This window comes from Streptomyces sp. Root1304, from assembly GCF_001426405.1.
Classification (GTDB): Bacteria; Actinomycetota; Actinomycetes; order Streptomycetales; family Streptomycetaceae; genus Streptomyces.
Window position 1 is genome coordinate 534911 of record NZ_LMEP01000012.1, and the last position, 18335, is coordinate 553245.

Below are 18335 nucleotides of genomic sequence, written 5' to 3' on the forward strand. Positions count from 1 at the left end.
TTTGCTTGTAGAGCTGATGTGAGTCAATGTTCAATTGCGCCTGATTGAATTATTGGCCATTGAACTTCCTCGGTTCCGTACCGAAAAGAATGGAGTGGGCGCGACCCCCGGATCCCCACCCGGAGGCCGCGCCCTTTACCGTTGCCGGGCAGGTGAGCCGCAACCTCGCCGACCGCCGCCGGACGGACAAAGCCCCCCACGGTCTTCGCCACGTCACCTCGGTCCTGAAGGTTTCCTGCCCGACCCGTACAGCTTTTCGGTTCCCCGGTGATTGCCGCGATGCCTTTCAACTGTGGCTGAAACACCCTGGTAACCTGCAGTGATGCTGTGCATACTCGTTGTCGGGGGTGGTTGCGAGTGCACAGGTGGGGACGTCATGCTGCGGATTCATTTCACCGGAACCGACTTGGCGGGGGTGCGGACGGCCGCCCGGCCGGACGTTCTGTGGGAAACGATTCTGAGCTTTCACCGTTTAAGGGACCGGCGCGGACCCGTCGTCTTCGGGGAATGGCGCTCCGAAACGCGGATGCGGCTCGGCGGTGAGACGAGGCTGCTCGCCGCGCTCGTTCCCAGCCGCGGCTATTTCCCCGACTTCCTGACGCCCGCGGAAGGCGTCCAGGGACTCGACGAGGGACTCCAGGCGATCCGCGCGACCGACTCCGGCCGGCTGCGCGGCGAACTCTCGCTGCTCGCGGCCGACCGCTCCGGCGGGCGGACCGTGCCGCATTCGCTGCGCGCCCTCGCCGACGGCGGCGCGGAGCCCTTCGACCGGCTCGTGGGGGCCCTCCGGAGCTACCACCGGGCGGCAGTCGAGCCGTTCTGGCCGCACATCCGGGCCCGCGTCGAGGCCGACCGGGCCCGCCGGGGCCGCGCGCTCCTGGACGGCGGCGCCGAGGAACTCCTCGCCTCGCTGCCGCCGATGCTGCGCTGGAAGGCGCCCGTCCTGGAGGCCGACTACCCGGTCGACCGGGACGTCCACCTCGACGGGCGGGGGCTGCTGCTCCAGCCCTCGTACTTCTGCCGGGGGACCCCCGTCGTGCTGCGCGATCCCGGGCTGCCGCCGGTCCTCGTCTACCCCGTCACCCACGGCGAGGCGCCGACCGTCCGCGCGCCGGGCGGCTCCTCGCTCGCCAAGCTGGTCGGGCAGACCCGCTCCGAGGTCCTGCACGCGATCGGGGACGGCGGTACGACCAGCGAACTGGCCCGCAGGGCCGGGGTGTCGCTCGCCTCGGCGAGCCAGCACGCGGGCGTGCTGCGCGAGGCCGGGCTCATCGCGACCCTGCGCCACGGCAACGCGGTCCTGCACACCCTGACGCCGTTGGGCGCCGCCCTGCTCGGCGGCGCCCAACGGACGGTGGACCTGCGCTGCTACGCGGGGAGCTACGCGCGGAACGGGCCGGTCACCTCGTAGGTGATGCCGCCCGAGGAACTGCCGCTGGTGCCGCGCTGGCTGGAGAAGTAGAGCCGCTTGCCGTCGGGGGAGAAGGCGGGGCCGGTGATCTCGGAGCCGGACTGGCCGCTGATCCGCAGGAAGGGCGCGACGACGTCGTCCGGGGTGATCAGGCAGATCTCCATGTTGCCGCCGTCCTCGGCCACGAACAGGTCGCCGGAGGAGCTGCCGGTGACGTTGTCGACACCCGTGAGCGGGGCGCCGCCGCCGGAGACGAGCGAGTCGTCGTAGGCCAGCTCGTAGGTCCCGGCGGCGAGGTCGACCTGCCAGACGCGGTTGTCGCCCTTGGTGGTGAACCAGACGGTGTCGTCGGAGTAGTAGCAGCCCTCGCCGCCGTTGAAGTGCTTCGCGCCGGAGACCTGGGTGCGGGTGGTAGCCGGGGAACCGTCCGGGTCCGGCACGTTCTGCCAGGTGAAGGTGCCGGAGGTGGCGGTGGAGGCCTTGAAGACCTGGAGGGTGCCGGAGGAGAGGTTGCCCCAGGTGGTGGGGATGAAGCGGTAGAAGCAGCCGTCGGTCTCGTCCTCGGTCAGGTAGATCACCTTGCGGACCGGGTCGGCGGCGGCGGCCTCGTGCTTGAAGCGGCCCATGGCGTCGCGGCGGTAGGCGGTGCCGCCCCAGGGGTTCGACTCGTAGACGTAGCCGAGGGACACCTCCTCGCAGGAGAGCCAGGTGTTCCACGGGGTGGCGCCGCCGGCGCAGTTCTGGCGGGTGCCGGAGAGGATGCGGTAGGCGCCGGTGACGGTGCCCGCCGCGTCGAACCTGACCGCGCTCGCGCCGCCGCTCGGGTTGATCTCCGAGTTCGACACGTAGATCCAGCCCGTGCCGTCGGCGAAGCAGGCGCCGCCGTCGGGGGCGCTGTGCCAGGCGTACGAGGTGCCGGGGACCGACTGGCCGGACCGGGCGATCACCCGGCTGGTGAACCCGGCGGGCAGCAGGATGCCGTTGGCGTCCGCCGGGCCGAGCGCGCCGTAGGGGCCGGCGCCGGGCTGGGCGGGGGCGGCGAAGGCCGCGCCGTGCCACAGGCTGCCGCCGAAGGCGGCGGCCGAGGTGCCGATGACCGCTCCACGCAGGAAACTGCGTCGCTCCACGTCTCACTCCTGAGAAGGGTGGTGAACCGCCCCGTCACGCCGGTCGGGCGACGGGGTCGCGCGCTTCCGGAACCTAGGAGTACGGAATTGACTGTGCATCAACAAGCGGTGAAGGGGAAGCGGCGGGCGGCGGGCGGGCGTCCGCCTGTCGGTGCGGGCCGCTACCTTCAGGCCATGTCGATCTCCGCACGTCCGATCCTCGCCCGTCCGCTCGGCTCGGCACGGCTGCCCGCCGGCTCGGGGCTGCTCCGGAACACAGCCGTGGAGAGCCGGGCCGACGGCACCCGCCGCGCCCTGCTGTTCCGCGGCGACAGCCTGGAGGTGTACGACCTGGAGGACCTGTTCGCCGGGGAACGGGCGCCGCGGACGGTCTTCCCGAGGCCCTGGCCGGGCTGGGACGGGGGCGGGGCCTCGGTCGGCCCGGACGGCACCTTCGCGGTCTTCTCCGGCCAGCGGGCGGTCCGGGCCGTCGGCGCGGACGGCGCGACGCTGTGGGAGCACCGGCACCCCTGCTGGGGCCCCGAGGCGGGCCACCCGCACACCGGCGACGAGCAGCAGATCTGCGGTGGCTTCGAGCACGGCTCCTGCCGGATCTCCGACGACGGCCGCTTCGTCTGGGCGCACGCCCTGGTCCCGGGGGAGGCGTACGAGGAGTGCTGGTCGGTGCTCGACGCGCGGGACGGCCGCGAGCTGGCCCGGCTGCCCCTCGACGACAGCGCGGCCGCCGGCTCCTCCCACCTCTCCCACCCCGACGGCGTCCACATGGGGCTCTGCATCGGCATGGGCCAGGACGGGGTCCTGCTGTACTGGGCGTGCTGGGACGGCGAACGGCCGACCGTGTGGGACCTCAACGAGACGCTCGACCGCATCCTCGCGGACGTCCACCCGGCCCACGAGGGCTTCCTGACCATCGAGCACTACGGGGACGACCTGCGGCTGCACGCCCTGGACGGCACGGTCCTGGCCGAGCGGGGGCCGGTCCCGGCGTCGGAGGAGTCCGAGGAGGACGAGCTGCCGTGGGACCACCGGCCCGGCTTCGTGGACGCCGGCACCGTCCTCGCGACCACCGGCGTCGAGTACGACGTCGACGACGCGGGCCCCCGCCACTGGCTGCTCGACGCCCGCACCCTGGAGATACGCGGGACCGTCACGTATCCCGGCGGCCCCGTCGACGGCCCGGCCCACCCCCTCGGCGACGGCAGTTGGCTCACCCGCGACGAGGCGGGCGCGACGCTCCACCGCTGGACGGTCTGAGGCGCGGGGCTTTCGGCCGCGGTCCGGCGTACGGTGCCGCGGTCCGGCGTACGGGGCCTTCGGCCCTTGGGCACGCCCGTGCCGACGGGGGACACTGGGGGCATGCGTGCCACCCGGGACATCAGCGACCGCGACGACCTCGACGTGCTGCTGCGGCGCTTCTACGGCGCCGCCTTCGCCGATCCGCTCATCGGGCCCTTCTTCACCGAGGTCGCCGGGACCGACCTGGAGGCCCATCTGCCGCACATCGTGGACTTCTGGGAGCGGGCCCTCCTCCGTACCGCCGACTACCGGCGCGACGCCTTCGCCCCGCACGCCGCCCTGCACCGCGCGCGGCCCCTCACCGCCGCCCACTTCGGCCGCTGGGTGCAGCTCTGGCGGGCCACCGTCGACGGGCTGCACTCCGGGCCCCGGGCCGAGCGCGCCAAGGCGCAGGGCGAGCGGATCGCCCTCGCCCTGCTGCGGCGGCTCGCCGGGCCCGGGGCGGCGACCGGCGGCGGGGGCGGCGGGTTCGTCCCCCTGGCGGCCCTGGAACTGCGTTCCGTCGCCTGAACGAAAAGAATTCCGGGGAGAGCGATGAGTTTCGAGGGGCGGGCCCGTCCTACCTCTCGACAGCACCGCACGAGGGAAGAGAGCACATCATGGCCCCGCAGATGATCTTCGTGAACCTGCCCGTCAAGGACGTCTCCGCCAGCAAGACCTTCTTCGAGAAGCTCGGCTACTCCATCAACCCGGCGTTCAGCGACGAGACCACCGGCTGTGTGGTCATCAGCGACACGATCTTCGCGATGCTCCTCGAAGAGCCCAAGTTCCAGTCCTTCATGGCGCCCGGCAAGGAGATCTCCGACGCGACCAAGAGCACCGAGGTCCTGGTGACGCTGAGCGCCGAGAGCCGCGCGAAGGTCGACGAGCTGGCCGACGCCGCGCTCGCCGCCGGTGGCACCCCGGCGAAGGAGCCCCTGGAGATGGGCTTCATGTACGGCCGCTCGTTCACCGACCTGGACGGCCACCACTGGGAGATCTTCTGGATGGACCCGGCGGCGGCCCAGGGCTGAGCCCCGGACCCGTGCGTACGCGGCCGGGCCCGGAGACGTGCGCACGCGGCCGGGCCCCCGAAGGCGTAACCGCTCAGGCGGAGACGCCGCCGTCGATCACCAGGTCCGTGCCGACGGCGGAGCCCGCCGCGTCCGACGCGAGGTACAGCACGGCCGCCGCCACCTCGGCCGCCGAGGAGATCCTGCCCAGCGGCGACTCCCCCTTCATCCGGACCTCCCGCTCGGCCTCCGTCTCGCCGGGCCGCAGCGACATGGTGGACTCCGAGGCCCCGGGGCTCACCGCGTTGATGCGGACCCCGTCGCCGATGTGGTCCAGGGCCGCCGCCCTGGTCAGCGCCGACACGGCCGCCTTCGACACCTGGTAGCCGAAGAGGCCGGGGATCCGGACGTGCGGGCCCAGGTTCGACGCGATGTTCACGATGGCCCCGCCGCCGTGCGCCCGCATGTGCGCCACCTCGGCCTGGAGGGCGTGCAGCACCCCCGTGACGTTGATGTCGAGCAGCGTCCGCCAGTCGTCCAGGGGGAAGTCGGCGGCGCTGTGCCCGCCGCGGAAGACCCCGGCGTTGTTCACGGCCACGTCGAGACCGCCGAACAGCTCGACCGTGCGCCGGACCAGCTCCCTTGTGGACGCGGCCCCGGACACGTCGGCGGTGACGGCCGCGGCCGTGCCCCCGGCCGCCTCGATCAGGGCGACCGTCTCCTTCAGCGGCCCTTCCGTACGGCCGGCGACGACGACCTTCGCGCCCTCGGCGGCGAAGGCGAGCGCGATGGCCCGGCCGAGACCGGAACCGGCCCCGGTGACGAGGGCGACGCGGTCGGTGAAGCGTGCGGACATGAAGGACTCCCCTGTGATGTTCATCAGTCGATGAAACTTGACCGTACGTTCCAAAATGAGGTCCGAAGAAAGGGCGCCCCCCGTGGGCGCCCGTCCTCAGTCCAGCAGGCCCAGGGCCTGTTCCGTCGCGTCGCGGACCCGCGCCGGATCGCTCGTCACCTTGCCGACCACCCGGACGCCCTGCATCAGCACGAGCAGCATCCGGGCGAGCGCCCGGGGGTCCCGGTCGGCCGGGAGTTCACCCCCGGCGCGGGCCCGGGTGAGCGCCCCGTGCAGCAGCGTCTCGATCAGCTCCCAGCTGAGCTCGACCCGGCGGGCGACCGCCGTGTCGTGCGGTCCCAGCTCCGCCGCCGAGTTGGTGACGAAGCAGCCGTTCAGCCGCTCCCCGTCCGCCGTCGCCTCGGCGGCGAAGCGGCGGACGAGCGCGCGGACGGCCGGCAGGGCGGGGCCCGGCGTGGACAGCTCCTCGACGATCCGCGGGTCGCGGGTCTCCAGGTAGCGGTCCATCGCCTTCAGGTACAGCGCGTGCTTGTTGCCGAAGGTCGCGTAGAGGCTGGCCCGGCCGATGCCGAGGTGCTCCACGAGGTCCGACATCGTCGTCGCCTCGTAGCCGCGCGCCCAGAACAGTTCGAGCGCCGCCTGGAGCACGGCCTCCGGATCGAATTCCTTGGTCCTGGCCACGAGATGACCGTACGGCTTTCTGGAACGATCGGTCAAGCTACTTCAGGCGCACCGGATACACCGCCACCGTCACCCCGTCGTCGTCCAGGCACCGGCCCGTCTCCAGGTCGAAGCGCTGCTTCAGGAGCGGCGAGGCCACGAACGGCCGCCCGTCCGAGGAGCCGACGAGCCCCCGGGAGAGCACCTGCGCCCCGGTGAACGGGTCGCGGTTGTCGATCGCGTACGTCCGGCCCGACCGGTCACGGAAGACCGCCGCCTGCCGGCCGTCCGGCAGCAGCGCCGCCACGCCCCGGCCGGGGGTCAGCCGGGCCTCCTCGCAGACCGACAGCCAGGAGTCGGGGGACGGGGAGAGTTCGAGGGTCGTCGTCATCGCGAGGTGGCCCCTTCCAGGGTGCTGTTCGTCCTGCCGAGCGTCAGGATCGTCAGGTCCGGCTTGATCTGGTCGCGCTCCGGCACGAAGCGGACCGAGGGGTCCGGCGCCCCGGGCGCGTTCACGAAGGAGACGAAGCGCCGCAGTCGCTCCGGGTCGTCCAGGGTCCGCGCCCACTCGTCCTGGTAGCCGGCGACGTGCGCCGCCATCAGGGCCTCCAGTTCGTCGCAGAGCCCGAGCGAGTCCCCCACCACCACGTCCTTGAGGTGGTCGAGCCCGCCCTCCAGGCGCTCCAGCCAGGTCGACGTCCGCTCAAGGCGGTCCGCCGTCCGGATGTAGAACATCAGGAACCGGTCGATCAGGCGCACCAGTTCGGCGTCCGACAGGTCCTGGGCGAGCAGGTCCGCGTGGCGCGGGGTCGCGCCGCCGTTCCCGCCGACGTAGAGGTTCCAGCCGTTCGCCGTCGCGATGATCCCGAAGTCCTTCGACTGGGCCTCGGCGCACTCGCGGGCGCAGCCCGAGACCGCCGACTTCAGCTTGTGCGGGGCGCGCAGGCCCCGGTAGCGCAGCTCCAGCTGGATCGCCATCCTCACGGAGTCCTGGACGCCGTAGCGGCACCAGGTCTGCCCCACGCAGGACTTGATGGTGCGCAGCGCCTTTCCGTACGCGTGCCCCGACTCGAAGCCCGCGTCGACCAGCCGGGTCCAGATGGAGGGGAGCTGGTCGACCCTGGCGCCGAAGAGGTCGATCCGCTGACCGCCCGTGATCTTCGTGTAGAGACCGAAGTCCCGGGCCACCTCGCCGATCACGATCAGCTTCTCCGGGGTGATCTCGCCGCCGGGGATGCGCGGCACCACCGAGTAGGAGCCGTTGCGCTGCATGTTGGCGAGGAAGTGGTCGTTGGTGTCCTGGAGGGCGGCCTGCTCCCCGTCGAGGATGTATCCGTCGATGCCGAGCACCGGGGCCAGTGAGGCGAGGATCGAGCCGACGGTCGGCTTGCAGACCTCGCAGCCCTCGCCGCCCCGCGCCTCCTCCCGTCCGTGCGAGTCGAGCAGCGCGGCGAAGGAGGTCAGCCGCAGGGTGCGGGCGATCTCGTACAGCTCGCTCCGGGTGTACGAGAAGCAGCCGCAGAGCCCCTTGTCGACGGCGGCCGGCAGCAGCTTCTCGATCGTCTTCACGCAACTGCCGCAGCCCGTACCGGCCTTGGTGCACTTCTTCACCTCGGGCAGCGAGGAGCACTGGCCGATCGCGTGCTTGGTCACGTTGTGGCAGGAGCAGATCACCGCGTCGTCCGGCAGCGCCGAGGGGCCGAGTGCCACGGGGGCGCCCGCACCGGCCGGGAGCACCAGCTGCTCGGGGGAGACGGGCGGCACGGAACCGGTGAGCGGGCGGAGCAGCCCGTACTGCTCGGCGTCCCCGACCAGGACACCGCCCAGCAGCACCCCGTCGCCGGAGATCACCAGCTTCTTGTAGACGCCCGAGCGGGAGTCGGCGTACACGACGTCGAGGCAGCCCTCGGCCGCGCCGTGCGCGTCGCCGAAGGAGGCCACGTCCACGCCGAGCAGCTTCAGCTTCGTCGACATGTCGGCACCGGTGAAGCCGTCTCCGCCCTCCTCGTCGGCGATCGTCGCCGCCGCCGTCTGCGCCATCTCGTAGCCCGGCGCCACCAGGCCGTAGACCCGCCCGTCCGAGGCGAGCGCGCACTCGCCGATCGCGAAGACCGCCGGGTCGGAGGTGCGGCACCGTTCGTCGACGGCGATGCCGCCGCGCTCCCCGACGGTGAGGCCGCAGTCGCGGGCCAGCTGGTCCCGGGGCCGTACCCCGGCGGAGAACACGACCATGTCCGTGGGCAGTTCGGAGCCGTCCGAGAGCTTCATCCCGGTCACGGCGCCGTCCGTCGTCACCACCTCCTGGGTGCCCGTGCCGGTGTGCACGGTCAGACCCATCCGCTCGATCGTGCGGAGCAGGGCCGCGCCGCCGCCCTCGTCGACCTGCACCGGCATCAGGCGCGGCGCGAACTCCACGACGTGGGTGTCGAGTCCGAGCCCGCTGAGCGCGCCCGCCGCCTCCAGGCCGAGCAGCCCGCCGCCGACGACCGCGCCGGTCGTCGCCGTCCGCGCGTACTCCTCGATCGCGAGGAGGTCCTCGATCGTGCGGTAGACGAAGCAGCCGCGGGCGTCCTTGCCGGGGACGGGTGGCACGAAGGGGTACGAGCCGGTGGCCAGGACCAGCGTGTCGTACGCGAAGACCCGCCCCGAGCGTGCGGTGACCGTACGGGCCTCCCGGTCCACCGACTCGGCCGGGTCGCCCACGTACAGCTCGATCGAGTGCTTCTCCAGGAAACCCGCCTCGACCATCGACAGGTCCTCCGGGGTCTTCCCGGAGAAGTACGAGGTCAGCTGTACGCGGTCGTAGGCCGGGCGCGGCTCCTCGCAGAGGACCACGATCCGGGCCCGCTCGGTGACGCCACGGTCCGCGAGCGCCTCAAGGAACCGCTGGCCGACCATTCCGTGGCCGACCAGGACGATGGTGGGGGTGGTCATGAGGAGCCTCCGTCGTGGGTGAGCAGGTGGAGCAGGGGGGCGTCGTCGGGCAGGGCTTCGTCGCCCTCCCAGGCGCGGGCGAGCGACCCGACCGCGGCCAGATCGCCGAGGAGGACGCCCCCGACGAGCCGGTCGCCGCGGACGACGACCTTGCGGTAGGCGCTGCGCGTGGCGTCGGTGAGCTGGACGACCTCGTCGCCCGGCCGCGCCGTGACCTCGCCGAAGGCGGCGAGGTCGAGCGGCCGCGCACCGCCGAGGGTGAGCCGGGTGAGGGCGCGGGTGCCGGTGTAGCGCGCGCCGGAGAGTTCGGCGGTGAGCAGGTCCGCCAGCACGTCGGCCTGTTCGAGCGCCGGTCCGGCGAGGCCGTAGCTGCGGCCCCCGTGCTCCGCGCAGTCGCCGACCGCGTGGATGTACGGGTCGGAGGTGCGGAGTTCGTCGTCGACGACGACGCCGGTGGCGACGTCGAGCCCCGCCTCGCGGGCGAGGGCGACGCGGGGGCGCACCCCGCAGGCGAGGACGACGACCTGGGCGTCGAGGACGAAGCCGTCGGCGAGCTCGACGGCCGTGACCGCCCCGTCGCGCTGCCGGAGGCCGCTGACCCGGCACTCGGTGTGCACCTCGACGCCGAGCGCCTCGACGTGCTCGTGCAGCAGGGCCGAGGCCTGGGCGTCGAGCTGGCGCTCCATCAGCCGCTCGCCCTGCTGGGCGAGGACCACCTCCGCGCCGAGCGCGGCGAGGGCGCGGGCCGCCGAGACGCCGAGGAGGCCGCCGCCGATGACCACCGCCCGTACCCCGGGCCGGACGACGGAGCGCAGCTCCAGACAGTCGTCGAGGGTACGGAAGGGGTGGACGCCCTCCGGCAGTTCCGCCCCGCGCACCCCGCGCAGCGGCGGCAGCACCGGGTTGGAGCCGGTGGCCAGGACCAGCCGGTCGTAGCCGACGAGGGAGCCGTCCGCGCACTCCACCGTCCGCGCCGCCCGGTCGATCCGCACCGCCCGCGTCCCGAGCCGCGCGGGCTCCCGGGTCCCGGGCAGGGCGATCACCTCGGGGGCGTACCGCCCGGCGAGGACGTCGGCGAGCAGCACCCTGTTGTACGGTGCGTGCCGCTCCTCGCCGAGGAGGGTGACGGGGAGGCGCTGGGCGAGCCGGGCGCCCGCCGTTCCGCCCCCGACCACCACGATCCGTGTACTCATGACGGGAAGCGTGCGCGGCGGGTGTTACCCGACGGCATCCCGGCTGTTTCCCGTACGGAACGCTGATCTCCGTGGCCCGCCGGGAGCGCTGTGAGGGCACGGCCGGACCGGTGGACGCACCGAAGACCGGGCCGAGGGTTAACCCGTGGTCAGGCTCGGCTCAAGCCCGCCTTAAGGATCGGGCCGACGGGCCTGAGCTGCGGATTGCCGTACCCGGGCGACCCTAGGGTGCCGGATGTGACCTCCGAGGCCCGCCCCCACCCGCTCTACGTGCCCCTGCCCGGCAGGCCGGCCCCCGCCCCACCGGCCACCGCGGCGCCGGCCCCCGTCCCCGCCCTCCGCCTCGCCCCCGACCGGCTGCGGACCGGCATCCTCGCCGGGGCCGGAGCGGTCGCCCTGTTTTGGGGTCTCCAGGCCCGGCCCTCCGCCCGGCTCGACGCCTTCTTCGCCACCGGCGCCCACCTCACCGGCCTCCTCGCCGGCTACGGCGTCCTCGTCCTCCTGCTGCTCATGGCCCGCGTCCCCGCCGTCGAGCACGGCGTCGGCGCGGACCGGCTCGCCCGCTGGCACGCCCTCGGCGGCCGGTACGTCCTCGGCCTGATCGGCGCCCACGCGCTCCTCGCCCTCATCGGCTACGCCGTGCACACCCGTACCGACCTCGTCACCGCCACCGGGGGCCTCCTCGGATACGGGGCCATCGCCGCCGCCACCGCGGGCACCGCCCTGTTCGTCGCCGTCGGCGTCACCTCCGCCCGGGGCGTACGCCGTCGCCTCCCGCACGAGACCTGGCGGGCGGTGCACCTCGGCGGGCTCCTTGCCGCCGCCCTCGGCTTCGTCCACCAGCTCGCCGGGCCCGACCTCGCCGACAGCCTCCTCGCCCGCTGGCTCTGGTCGATGGCCCACGGCACCGTCGCCGTCCTCCTCCTCTGGTACCGGGTCGTCGTCCCCGTCCGCGCCGCCCTCCGTCACGAACTGCGGGTCGCGGAAGTCCGCGACGAGGGCCCCGGCGTCGTCTCCGTCCTCGTCCGGGGCAGGGGAGTGGCCCGGCTCCAGGCGGAACCCGGCCAGTTCTTCCGCTGGCGCTTCCTGCGGCGCGGACTCTGGGCGACCGCCCTGCCCTTCTCCCTCTCCGCGCCCGTCCGCGACGACACCCTGCGGATCACCGTCAAGGCGCTCGGCGACCACACCCGCCGCATCCGGCGGCTCCGCCCCGGCACCCGGGTCCTGGCCGCCGGACCCTTCGGCGCGCTCACCGCCCACCGCCGCACCCGCCGCAAGGTCCTGCTGCTCGCCGGCGGCGTCGGCATCACCCCGCTGCGCGCCCTCTTCGAGACCCTGCCCGGCGGGCCCGGCGACGTGACCCTGCTCTACCGGGCCTCGGACGCGGCCGGACTCGTCCTCCGTACGGAACTGGAGGCCATCGCCCGCGAACGGCAGGCCGCGCTCCACTTCCTCCTCGGCCCCTCGGACGACTCCTTCGACCCGCTCGCGCCCCGCGCCCTGCGCCACCTCGTGCCCGAACTCGCCGCCCACGACGTGTACCTGTGCGGGCCGCCGGCGATGGCACGGGCCGCCACCGCCCATCTGATCCGGGCCGGGGTGCCGGCCTCCCGCATCCACAGCGAGGACTTCGACCATGGCTAGACACGACGCATCCGGACGACACGGCGGACCCCGCGTCCCCGGACGGCACGGCGCACCGCGCGTTCCCACCGTCCGGCAGGCCCGGCGCAGGCTCGCCGCCGCGCTGATCGGCGCCGGGGCGCTCGCCGCGACCTTCCTCACCGCCTCGGTCAGCCCGGCCGCCCCGCCGGCCCCCGACCGGGAGCCGGGCGCCGCAAGCTCAGACGTAGCTCAACTCTCCAGGGATTGATGGACGGGGCAACGACCGCCTCCCTAGTCTCACGGACATGCCCGAGATATCTCTGACCACCCTTGTCCTGCTCTGCCTCGCCGCGCTCGTGGCGGGCTGGATCGACGCCGTGGTCGGCGGTGGCGGGCTGCTCCAGCTGCCCGCCCTGCTGCTCGGGCTCCCGCACGTCCCGGCCGCGCACATCCTCGGCACCAACAAGGCGGTCTCGATCGTGGGCACCACCGGGGCCGCCGTCACCTACCTCCGCAAGGCGCCCGTCCAGGTGGGGACGGCGGTGCGGATCGGACTCGCGGCCCTCGCCGGCTCCATGTGCGGCGCCTTCTTCGCGGCCGGCATCAGCAGCGAGGTCCTGCGCCCGGTGATCATGGTGGTGCTGCTCGCGGTCGCGGCCTTCGTGATGCTGCGGCCGTCCTTCGGGGTGAAGGCCGAGGGGGAGGACCGGGCGCCGCTGACCCGGGCCCGGATCGTCACCGCGATCGTCGTCGTGGGCGGCGGGATCGGCTTCTACGACGGCCTGTTCGGGCCCGGCACCGGCACCTTCCTGGTCCTCGCGCTGACCGCCGTGCTCCACCTCGACCTGGTGACGGCCTCGGCCACCGCGAAGATCGTCAACGTCTGCACCAACGCGGGCGCGCTCGCGATGTTCGCCTACCAGGGCACCGTGTACTGGCAGCTCGCCGCCGTCATGGCGGTCTTCAACCTGATCGGCGGGACCGTGGGGGCGCGGATGGCGCTCAGCAAGGGCGCCGAGTTCGTGCGGGGGGTGCTGCTGGTCGTCGTGCTCTCGCTGGTCGCGAAGCTCGCCTTCGACCAGTGGGCGTGAGGCCCGTCCCCGGGCTGGGCGTGAAGCCCGCCGCCTACCTGACCCCGATGAGGTGCCCGAAGGCGACCACGTTCCCCTGGTAGCCGTTCTTCTTCGAGAAGCCGCCGCCGCAGGTGATCACCCTGATCTCGGCCCGGCCGGCCTCGTCGTACACCTTCCGGTCGGGGAAGTCCTCGTTCCCGTAGACCTCGACCGCGTCGACCGTGAACACCGCCGTACGCCCGTCCTGCCGGTCCACCTCGATCCGATGGCCCTTCTTCAGCGCGCCGAGGGTGTAGAAGACGGCGGGCCCGTCGGCGTTGTCGACGTGGCCCGCGACGATCGCCGTGCCCTTGGCGCCGGGCGCGGTGCCGTCCCCGTACCAGCCGGCCATGTTCCGGTCCCGCGCCGGCGGCACGTCGAGCGAACCGTCCGCGGCCAGACCGAGCCGCATCATCGGGGTGTCCACGTCGGTCTCCGGGATGCGCAGCCGGACCGGCGGCGACGGAGGCAGCGGGTCGGCGGCGGCGTCGGTGTGCACGCTCGGCCCGGCGGCGAAGGCCTGCGCGGCCGACGGTACGGGCGGGGTGACCTGCTCCGAGCCGTTCTGCACGAGCCAGATCCCGACGCCGGCGGCCACGGCTATGCCCCAGCCCTTGCTCCTGTTGCTCACCTGGTTTCCTTCGTGTCCTCACGGGGCCGGTGGTGATGTGGCCCTGCCCCCGCCGGGCCGTGTTCGGGCGCTCGGCGGGGGCAGGACAGGCGGGGGTCTCAGTGCCCCTGCGCGCCGCTCGCCCGGCGTCGCAGGAGCCAGACCCCGCCCACGGCAGCAGCGGCCAGCACCGCCGCACCTGCCGTGACCTGGGCGGTGTCGGGGCCCACACTGCCCCCGACACCGGTCTGGACGTGGCCGCTCGGACCCCGGTGCTTGACGGTCAGGTCGCCCCGGGCCGTCCTGCCGTTGTCGCAGGCCACACTGATGCCGTAGGTGCCGGGCTTGGCGTGCTCCGGCACGTCGAACTGACCGACCACGACCTCTTTGTGGGTGCTCGGGTTCAGCTGGAACTCGCCCGCGCCGAGCGAGTTCGCGTCCCCGACGCCGTGACCGTGCTTCCCGCAGGCGAGGGTGTTGACGGTGACGGTGGTGCCGGGGGATGCGGAGGAGGGGAAGACTTCGAGCGACTCCGGATTGTTGTTGTTGGCGTACGCCCCGGGGGCGGCGAACGCCCCGAGCGCGGCGACCGTCAGCGCGGTACCGGTGAACAGACGGACAGTGGTGCGCATGGGGGCCTCCGGGGCGCGCGAGCGGTCATGCCGTGCGGTCCTCCCGGGAGGGACTTCCCGGGTGGACCTTCTGAGACCGAGATAAGAGCCGCCGCGCGCCCCGCGCCTGCTGATGAGGCATCAGGATTGGGCCGTCCGATACGGTGTGTCGACTGGATCTCCGATGTCTACGCAGGTCAGAGCGGGTTTCGCGGCGTCAGCTGACACCCGGTGCCGAACGGGTGACGAGGTCCGGGACCCAGTTCCCGTGCAGCCCCAGCGGGACCCGTACCGGCAGGTGGACCCGGGCGAGCGGTGCGCCGGAGAAGTCGCGGGCGGCCAGGACCACCAGATCGGTCGCGGCCCGCTCCGGCGCGAAGACGTACGCCATCACGTACCCGTCGTCCTCGGCCACCGGCGACTCGGCGGGCACGAAGACCCCCTCGCCGACGGTCCCGTACCGCCCGAACTCGTGCGCCTCCGTGGTGCCGCGCTCCAGGTCGTGCTTGAGGAGGGCGTTGCTGAACCCCTCCTCCGGCCGGTCGTCGCCGGGGCCGGCGGGCGCGGCGTACAGCTCGACGGCGGCGGTGTACCCGTACCGGTGCGGGCGCCCGGTGCGGGAGGAGGCGACGCGCGGGAACTCCTGGACGCGGTCGTCGAGCCGGTCCTCCCGCACCGTCCCCCGCGCGAGGTCGACCGTCCAGCGGTCCAGGGTCGGGCGGCTCGCGCCCACGTCCCTGATGTCGAAGCCCTCGCCGTGCCGGACGACGTCGACGACGATCTCCCCGGCGCCCGTCTCGTACGCGTTGAGGGTGTGCCCCACCAGGCCGGGCGCGAGACCGAACCACCGGACCTCCCCCCGGCCGTCGCGGGGGAGCACGCCCAGCCGGGCCCCGCGCCCCTCGTCCCAGGTGAAGGGCACGCCGGTGGCGAGGTGGGCGGGGCTGAACACCACGGGGGAGTCGAAGAGCAGCACGTGGTGCTCGGTGAGCGCGAAGTCGTGCATGTACGGGTTGCCGGGCACCCGGACGGTGGTGGTGCGCCGTACCGTTCCGGCGGCGTCCATGACGATGTGCTGGACGTCGTCCGAGCCGTAGCGGAAGGCGAGCGAGTGCAGTTCGCCGGTGTGCGGGTCGAAGAGCGAGTGGGCGTTGGCGCTGTACCCCTCCGGGGTCGCCCCCAGGTCGCAGGGGCCCAGAGTGTCCAGCTCGTAGCCGAGTTCGTACGGGCGGATGCCGCCCTCGATGAGTGCGTAGGTGCGGCCCGCGAGCCCCGCGACCTGCACGTTCGGCGAGACGTCGAGGCGCTCGTCGACCGGGGTGCCCCGGCGCGGCTCGCCCAGCAGGTCGGCGACGGAGCCGGAGCGGACCCAGCGGTTGCGGTACCACTCGGCGCGCCCGTCCCGGATGCGGACGCCGTGCACCATGCCCGCGCCGAGGGTCCAGATGTGGGCGGTGGGGTCCTCGACGCCGAGCGGGTTGGGGCCGTTCCGTAAGTAGCGGCCGGTGAGGTGGGCGGGGATCCGCCCGGTGACCGGCAGGTCGTGCGCAGTCACCTCCTCGGTGACGGGGGCGAAGCTGCCGGAGAGGTAGCGGTTGCGGCGGGTGGTCGTCATCGGGGGCTCCCGGCGGGGGCGGTGTGTGGCGTGTCGCGGGTGGGCTCGGGGTCGGTGGGCTCCGGCGTGTCGCGGGTGGGCTCGGGGTCCGTGGGCTCCGGCGCGTACGCCCGGCCCACCGCCGCCATCAGCGCCTCGTAGCGGGCGCCGGCCTCCTCCGGGGCGAAGTGTCCGGCGATCTCCAGGCTCACCGCGCCGTGCGAGGCGGCCCAGAAGATCTTGGAGACCTCGTGGGCGTCGCCCGGCCGGAGGAACCCGGCGTCCATGCAGGCGGCGACGGCGGCGGTCGAGGTCTCGAAGGCGGTCCCGGCGACGGCGAGTGCCTCCGGGCTGGGCCGGTAGCCCGGCACGGGCTGCTCGAACATCACCCGGTAGTAGGCCGGTTCGGCCAGCGCGTGGCGGCGGTAGGCGGTGCCGAGCGCGATGAGGTGGGCCAGCGGGTCGTCGCCGCGAGGGATGCTCTCCTGGGTGCGGCGCAGCCGGGCGAAGCCCTCCCGGTACAGCGCGTCGATCAGCCCCTCCTTCCCGCCGAACATCGTGTAGATGACCTTGGTCGAGGCGCCGATGTCGGTGGAGATCCGCCGGACGGTCAGGGCGGCCGGGCCCTCCGCGACGAGCAGGGCGATGGAGCGGTCGAGGATCGTGGTGCGCACGGCGTTCTGGCCGAGGCGCTGGGCGTCCTGGTAGGGCGTGCTCATGGGTAACACCGTATCCAAGCGGTAACGGTGTTACCAGGGTGATGCGCGGACTTCCTGGCGAGCCGTGCGCGAACAGGGCGTCTCAGGGCCGGAGTTCGTCCCACTCCACCGCGTCGTAGGCCGCGTGCACCCGGCCCATCAGCTCCTCGTCCACCGCGAACGCGACCTCGTCGATCGCCGTCACGGGCGCGACGGAACGGGAGTTGGTGACGAGCGCGGCCCGGTAGCCCGCGAGATCGGCCAGGGTGACCGGGCGCCGCACCGACGGCAGCCGGGGCGCCAGCAGCGCCATCGTGATCCCTTCGAGGCAGGGCGCCGACGGCCAGACCAGCGAAGTGCCGTCCCAGAAGGCGATGTTGGTGATCGAACCCTCGGCGATCTCGCCGTACGGGGAGGTCAGCACGGCCTCGTCGTAGCCGGCCCGCACGGCCGCCTCGCGGTGGTAGCTCTGGCCGAAACCGCCCAGGTGCTTGATGTGCGGCGCGGGGCGCCAGTACTCGGCGGTGGCCAGTCGCTGCGGGGCGCCGGGGCCGTCCGGGGCCGGCGCGGCGACGGTGACCGCGACACGGACGCCCGGGTACACGTACACCCGCAGCGAGGCGTCCCGCCGCCCGGCCCGCTCCAGGGCCCCGGCGGCCAGCGCGCGGACCTCCTCGCCGTCGAGGCCCCGGCCGAACAGCTCCCGGGTGGAGCGGTCCAGGCGGGCGAGGTGGAGGTCGAGCCCCTTCGCGCGGCCGTCCCGCACCTGCATGGCCGTGAAGTGGCCGAAGCCGGTCATGACGGCGGCCAGCGTCCCGGGGTCGGCCACCGGGGCGCCGTCGATCTCGATGTGCGGAGGCGGAGTCGTCATGGGCTCACCGTACGTCCCGGGAAAGGGGCTCGGGGAAGTCCCGGAGACCGGCGCTTGACCTCAACCAAACTTGAGGTACCACGATCCTCGGCATGGACATCACGAACTCCACCCAGACGCAGGTTCAGGCCCAGGCCCAGGCGCAGACACAGACGCAGACGCAGGGTCAGGCCCGGACCCGGCCCCTCACCCTCGCCCTCGTCGTCGCCAGCGACCGCGAAGGCCGCTTCGCCCCCGTCGTCACCGACTGGTTCCGCTCCCGTCTCGCCGAGCGCGAGGACTTCGCCGTCACCGTCGTCGACCTCGCCGAGGTCGACCTCCCGACCTCCCTCTCCCACCACCCCTCCCCGGCCGTCCGTGCCGAACTCGCCAAGGTCACCCCGCTGTTGGAGGAGGCCGACGCGTTCGTCGTCATCACCCCCGAGTACAACCACTCCTTCCCCGCCTCCCTCAAGAACCTGATCGACCGGCACTACACCGAATGGCAGGCCAAGCCCGTCGGCTTCGTCTCCTACGGCGGCATCTCCGGCGGCCTGCGCGCCGTCGAGCAACTGCGCCAGGTCTACGCCGAGATGCACGCCGTCACCGTCCGCGACACCGTCTCCTTCCACCACGCCCACGGGCAGTTCGACGAGGACGGCCGCCACAAGGACCCGGTCGGCGCCGAGATCGCCGCCAAGGCCCTCCTCGACCAGCTCGCCTGGTGGGGCCGTGCCCTCAAGGACGCCAAGGCCGTCCAGCCGTACGGCAAGTGAGGAGCCGTCA

The 18335-nt window shown here is 73.2% G+C and carries 18 protein-coding genes; 7 read left to right on the forward strand and 11 right to left on the reverse strand.

Going from position 1 to position 18335, the window contains the following annotated elements; translation table 11 throughout:
• Positions 1-376 precede the first annotated feature (376 nt).
• The gene (locus ASD33_RS15290; protein WP_056559179.1) at positions 377-1411 is read left to right on the forward strand and encodes a helix-turn-helix domain-containing protein; all 1035 of its coding nucleotides are present in this window, start codon (positions 377-379) and stop codon (positions 1409-1411) included.
• Here the strand turns inward: ASD33_RS15290 and ASD33_RS15295 are convergent.
• Entirely contained in the window at positions 1381-2538 is a 1158-nt protein-coding gene (locus ASD33_RS15295; protein ID WP_056559183.1) for an alkaline phosphatase PhoX, read from the reverse strand. The genes ASD33_RS15290 and ASD33_RS15295 overlap by 31 nt on opposite strands.
• A gap of 174 nt (positions 2539-2712) precedes the next feature.
• Between ASD33_RS15295 and ASD33_RS15300 the strand changes: the two genes are divergently transcribed.
• The 3 genes from ASD33_RS15300 (at position 2713) to ASD33_RS15310 (ending at position 4847) form a co-directional block, all read left to right on the forward strand.
• The gene (locus ASD33_RS15300) at positions 2713-3792 is read left to right on the forward strand and encodes a hypothetical protein (protein ID WP_056559186.1); all 1080 of its coding nucleotides are present in this window, start codon (positions 2713-2715) and stop codon (positions 3790-3792) included.
• A gap of 102 nt (positions 3793-3894) precedes the next feature.
• Positions 3895-4344 carry a group III truncated hemoglobin gene (locus tag ASD33_RS15305; RefSeq protein WP_056559190.1) on the forward strand — a complete coding sequence of 150 codons (450 nt, stop codon included), beginning with the start codon at positions 3895-3897 and terminating at the stop codon, positions 4342-4344.
• Between the two features lie 89 nt (positions 4345-4433).
• Positions 4434-4847, forward strand: coding sequence for a VOC family protein (locus ASD33_RS15310; protein WP_056559193.1), 414 nt, complete (start codon positions 4434-4436; stop codon positions 4845-4847).
• A 73-nt stretch (positions 4848-4920) separates the two neighbouring features.
• Here ASD33_RS15310 and ASD33_RS15315 read toward each other — a convergent pair whose 3' ends face one another.
• The 5 genes from ASD33_RS15315 to ASD33_RS15335 form a co-directional block, all read right to left on the reverse strand.
• Positions 4921-5682 (reverse strand): SDR family oxidoreductase, encoded by a 762-nt coding sequence (locus ASD33_RS15315; RefSeq protein WP_056559196.1) that lies wholly within the window; start codon positions 5680-5682, stop codon positions 4921-4923.
• Positions 5683-5778: 96 nt separating this feature from the next.
• On the reverse strand, positions 5779-6363 hold the full coding sequence (locus tag ASD33_RS15320; RefSeq protein ID WP_056559199.1) for a TetR/AcrR family transcriptional regulator: 585 nt from the start codon (positions 6361-6363) through the stop codon (positions 5779-5781).
• Between the two features lie 37 nt (positions 6364-6400).
• Positions 6401-6733, reverse strand: a complete 333-nt coding sequence (nirD, locus tag ASD33_RS15325; RefSeq protein WP_056559202.1) for a nitrite reductase small subunit NirD — start codon at positions 6731-6733, stop codon at positions 6401-6403.
• Entirely contained in the window at positions 6730-9276 is a 2547-nt protein-coding gene (gene nirB, locus ASD33_RS15330) for a nitrite reductase large subunit NirB (protein ID WP_056559205.1), read from the reverse strand. Before nirB ends, nirD begins: the two co-directional genes overlap by 4 nt.
• Positions 9273-10469 (reverse strand): FAD-dependent oxidoreductase, encoded by a 1197-nt coding sequence (locus ASD33_RS15335; RefSeq protein WP_056559208.1) that lies wholly within the window; start codon positions 10467-10469, stop codon positions 9273-9275. Before ASD33_RS15335 ends, nirB begins: the two co-directional genes overlap by 4 nt.
• Before the next feature lie 237 nt (positions 10470-10706).
• Here ASD33_RS15335 and ASD33_RS15340 point away from each other — a divergent pair, with 237 nt between their 5' ends.
• Together ASD33_RS15340 and ASD33_RS15345 are read left to right on the forward strand one after the other, a co-directional pair.
• Positions 10707-12113: a ferric reductase-like transmembrane domain-containing protein gene (locus tag ASD33_RS15340; protein ID WP_242426990.1), complete on the forward strand. Its 1407-nt coding sequence runs from the start codon at positions 10707-10709 to the stop codon at positions 12111-12113.
• Between the two features lie 266 nt (positions 12114-12379).
• Positions 12380-13165, forward strand: a complete 786-nt coding sequence (locus tag ASD33_RS15345) for a TSUP family transporter (protein WP_056559210.1) — start codon at positions 12380-12382, stop codon at positions 13163-13165.
• Between the two features lie 34 nt (positions 13166-13199).
• On the opposite strand, the gene ASD33_RS15350 is transcribed toward ASD33_RS15345, so the two are convergent.
• The 5 genes from ASD33_RS15350 to ASD33_RS15370 all read right to left on the reverse strand — a co-directional run bounded on the left by ASD33_RS15350 (position 13200) and on the right by ASD33_RS15370 (position 17570).
• Entirely contained in the window at positions 13200-13817 is a 618-nt protein-coding gene (locus ASD33_RS15350; protein ID WP_056559213.1) for a class F sortase, read from the reverse strand.
• A gap of 98 nt (positions 13818-13915) precedes the next feature.
• Positions 13916-14428, reverse strand: a complete 513-nt coding sequence (locus tag ASD33_RS15355) for a hypothetical protein (protein WP_056559216.1) — start codon at positions 14426-14428, stop codon at positions 13916-13918.
• Positions 14429-14624: 196 nt separating this feature from the next.
• Positions 14625-16022: a carotenoid oxygenase family protein gene (locus ASD33_RS15360; RefSeq protein ID WP_056559218.1), complete on the reverse strand. Its 1398-nt coding sequence runs from the start codon at positions 16020-16022 to the stop codon at positions 14625-14627.
• Entirely contained in the window at positions 16019-16720 is a 702-nt protein-coding gene (locus tag ASD33_RS15365) for a TetR/AcrR family transcriptional regulator (RefSeq protein ID WP_056559221.1), read from the reverse strand. The genes ASD33_RS15360 and ASD33_RS15365 overlap by 4 nt, the downstream gene beginning before the upstream one ends.
• 82 nt (positions 16721-16802) lie before the next feature.
• Positions 16803-17570 (reverse strand): aminotransferase class IV, encoded by a 768-nt coding sequence (locus tag ASD33_RS15370; RefSeq protein ID WP_056559225.1) that lies wholly within the window; start codon positions 17568-17570, stop codon positions 16803-16805.
• A gap of 92 nt (positions 17571-17662) precedes the next feature.
• On the opposite strand from ASD33_RS15370, the gene ASD33_RS15375 reads away from it, so the two are divergent.
• Positions 17663-18325: an NAD(P)H-dependent oxidoreductase gene (locus tag ASD33_RS15375; RefSeq protein WP_056559228.1), complete on the forward strand. Its 663-nt coding sequence runs from the start codon at positions 17663-17665 to the stop codon at positions 18323-18325.
• Positions 18326-18335 lie beyond the last annotated feature (10 nt).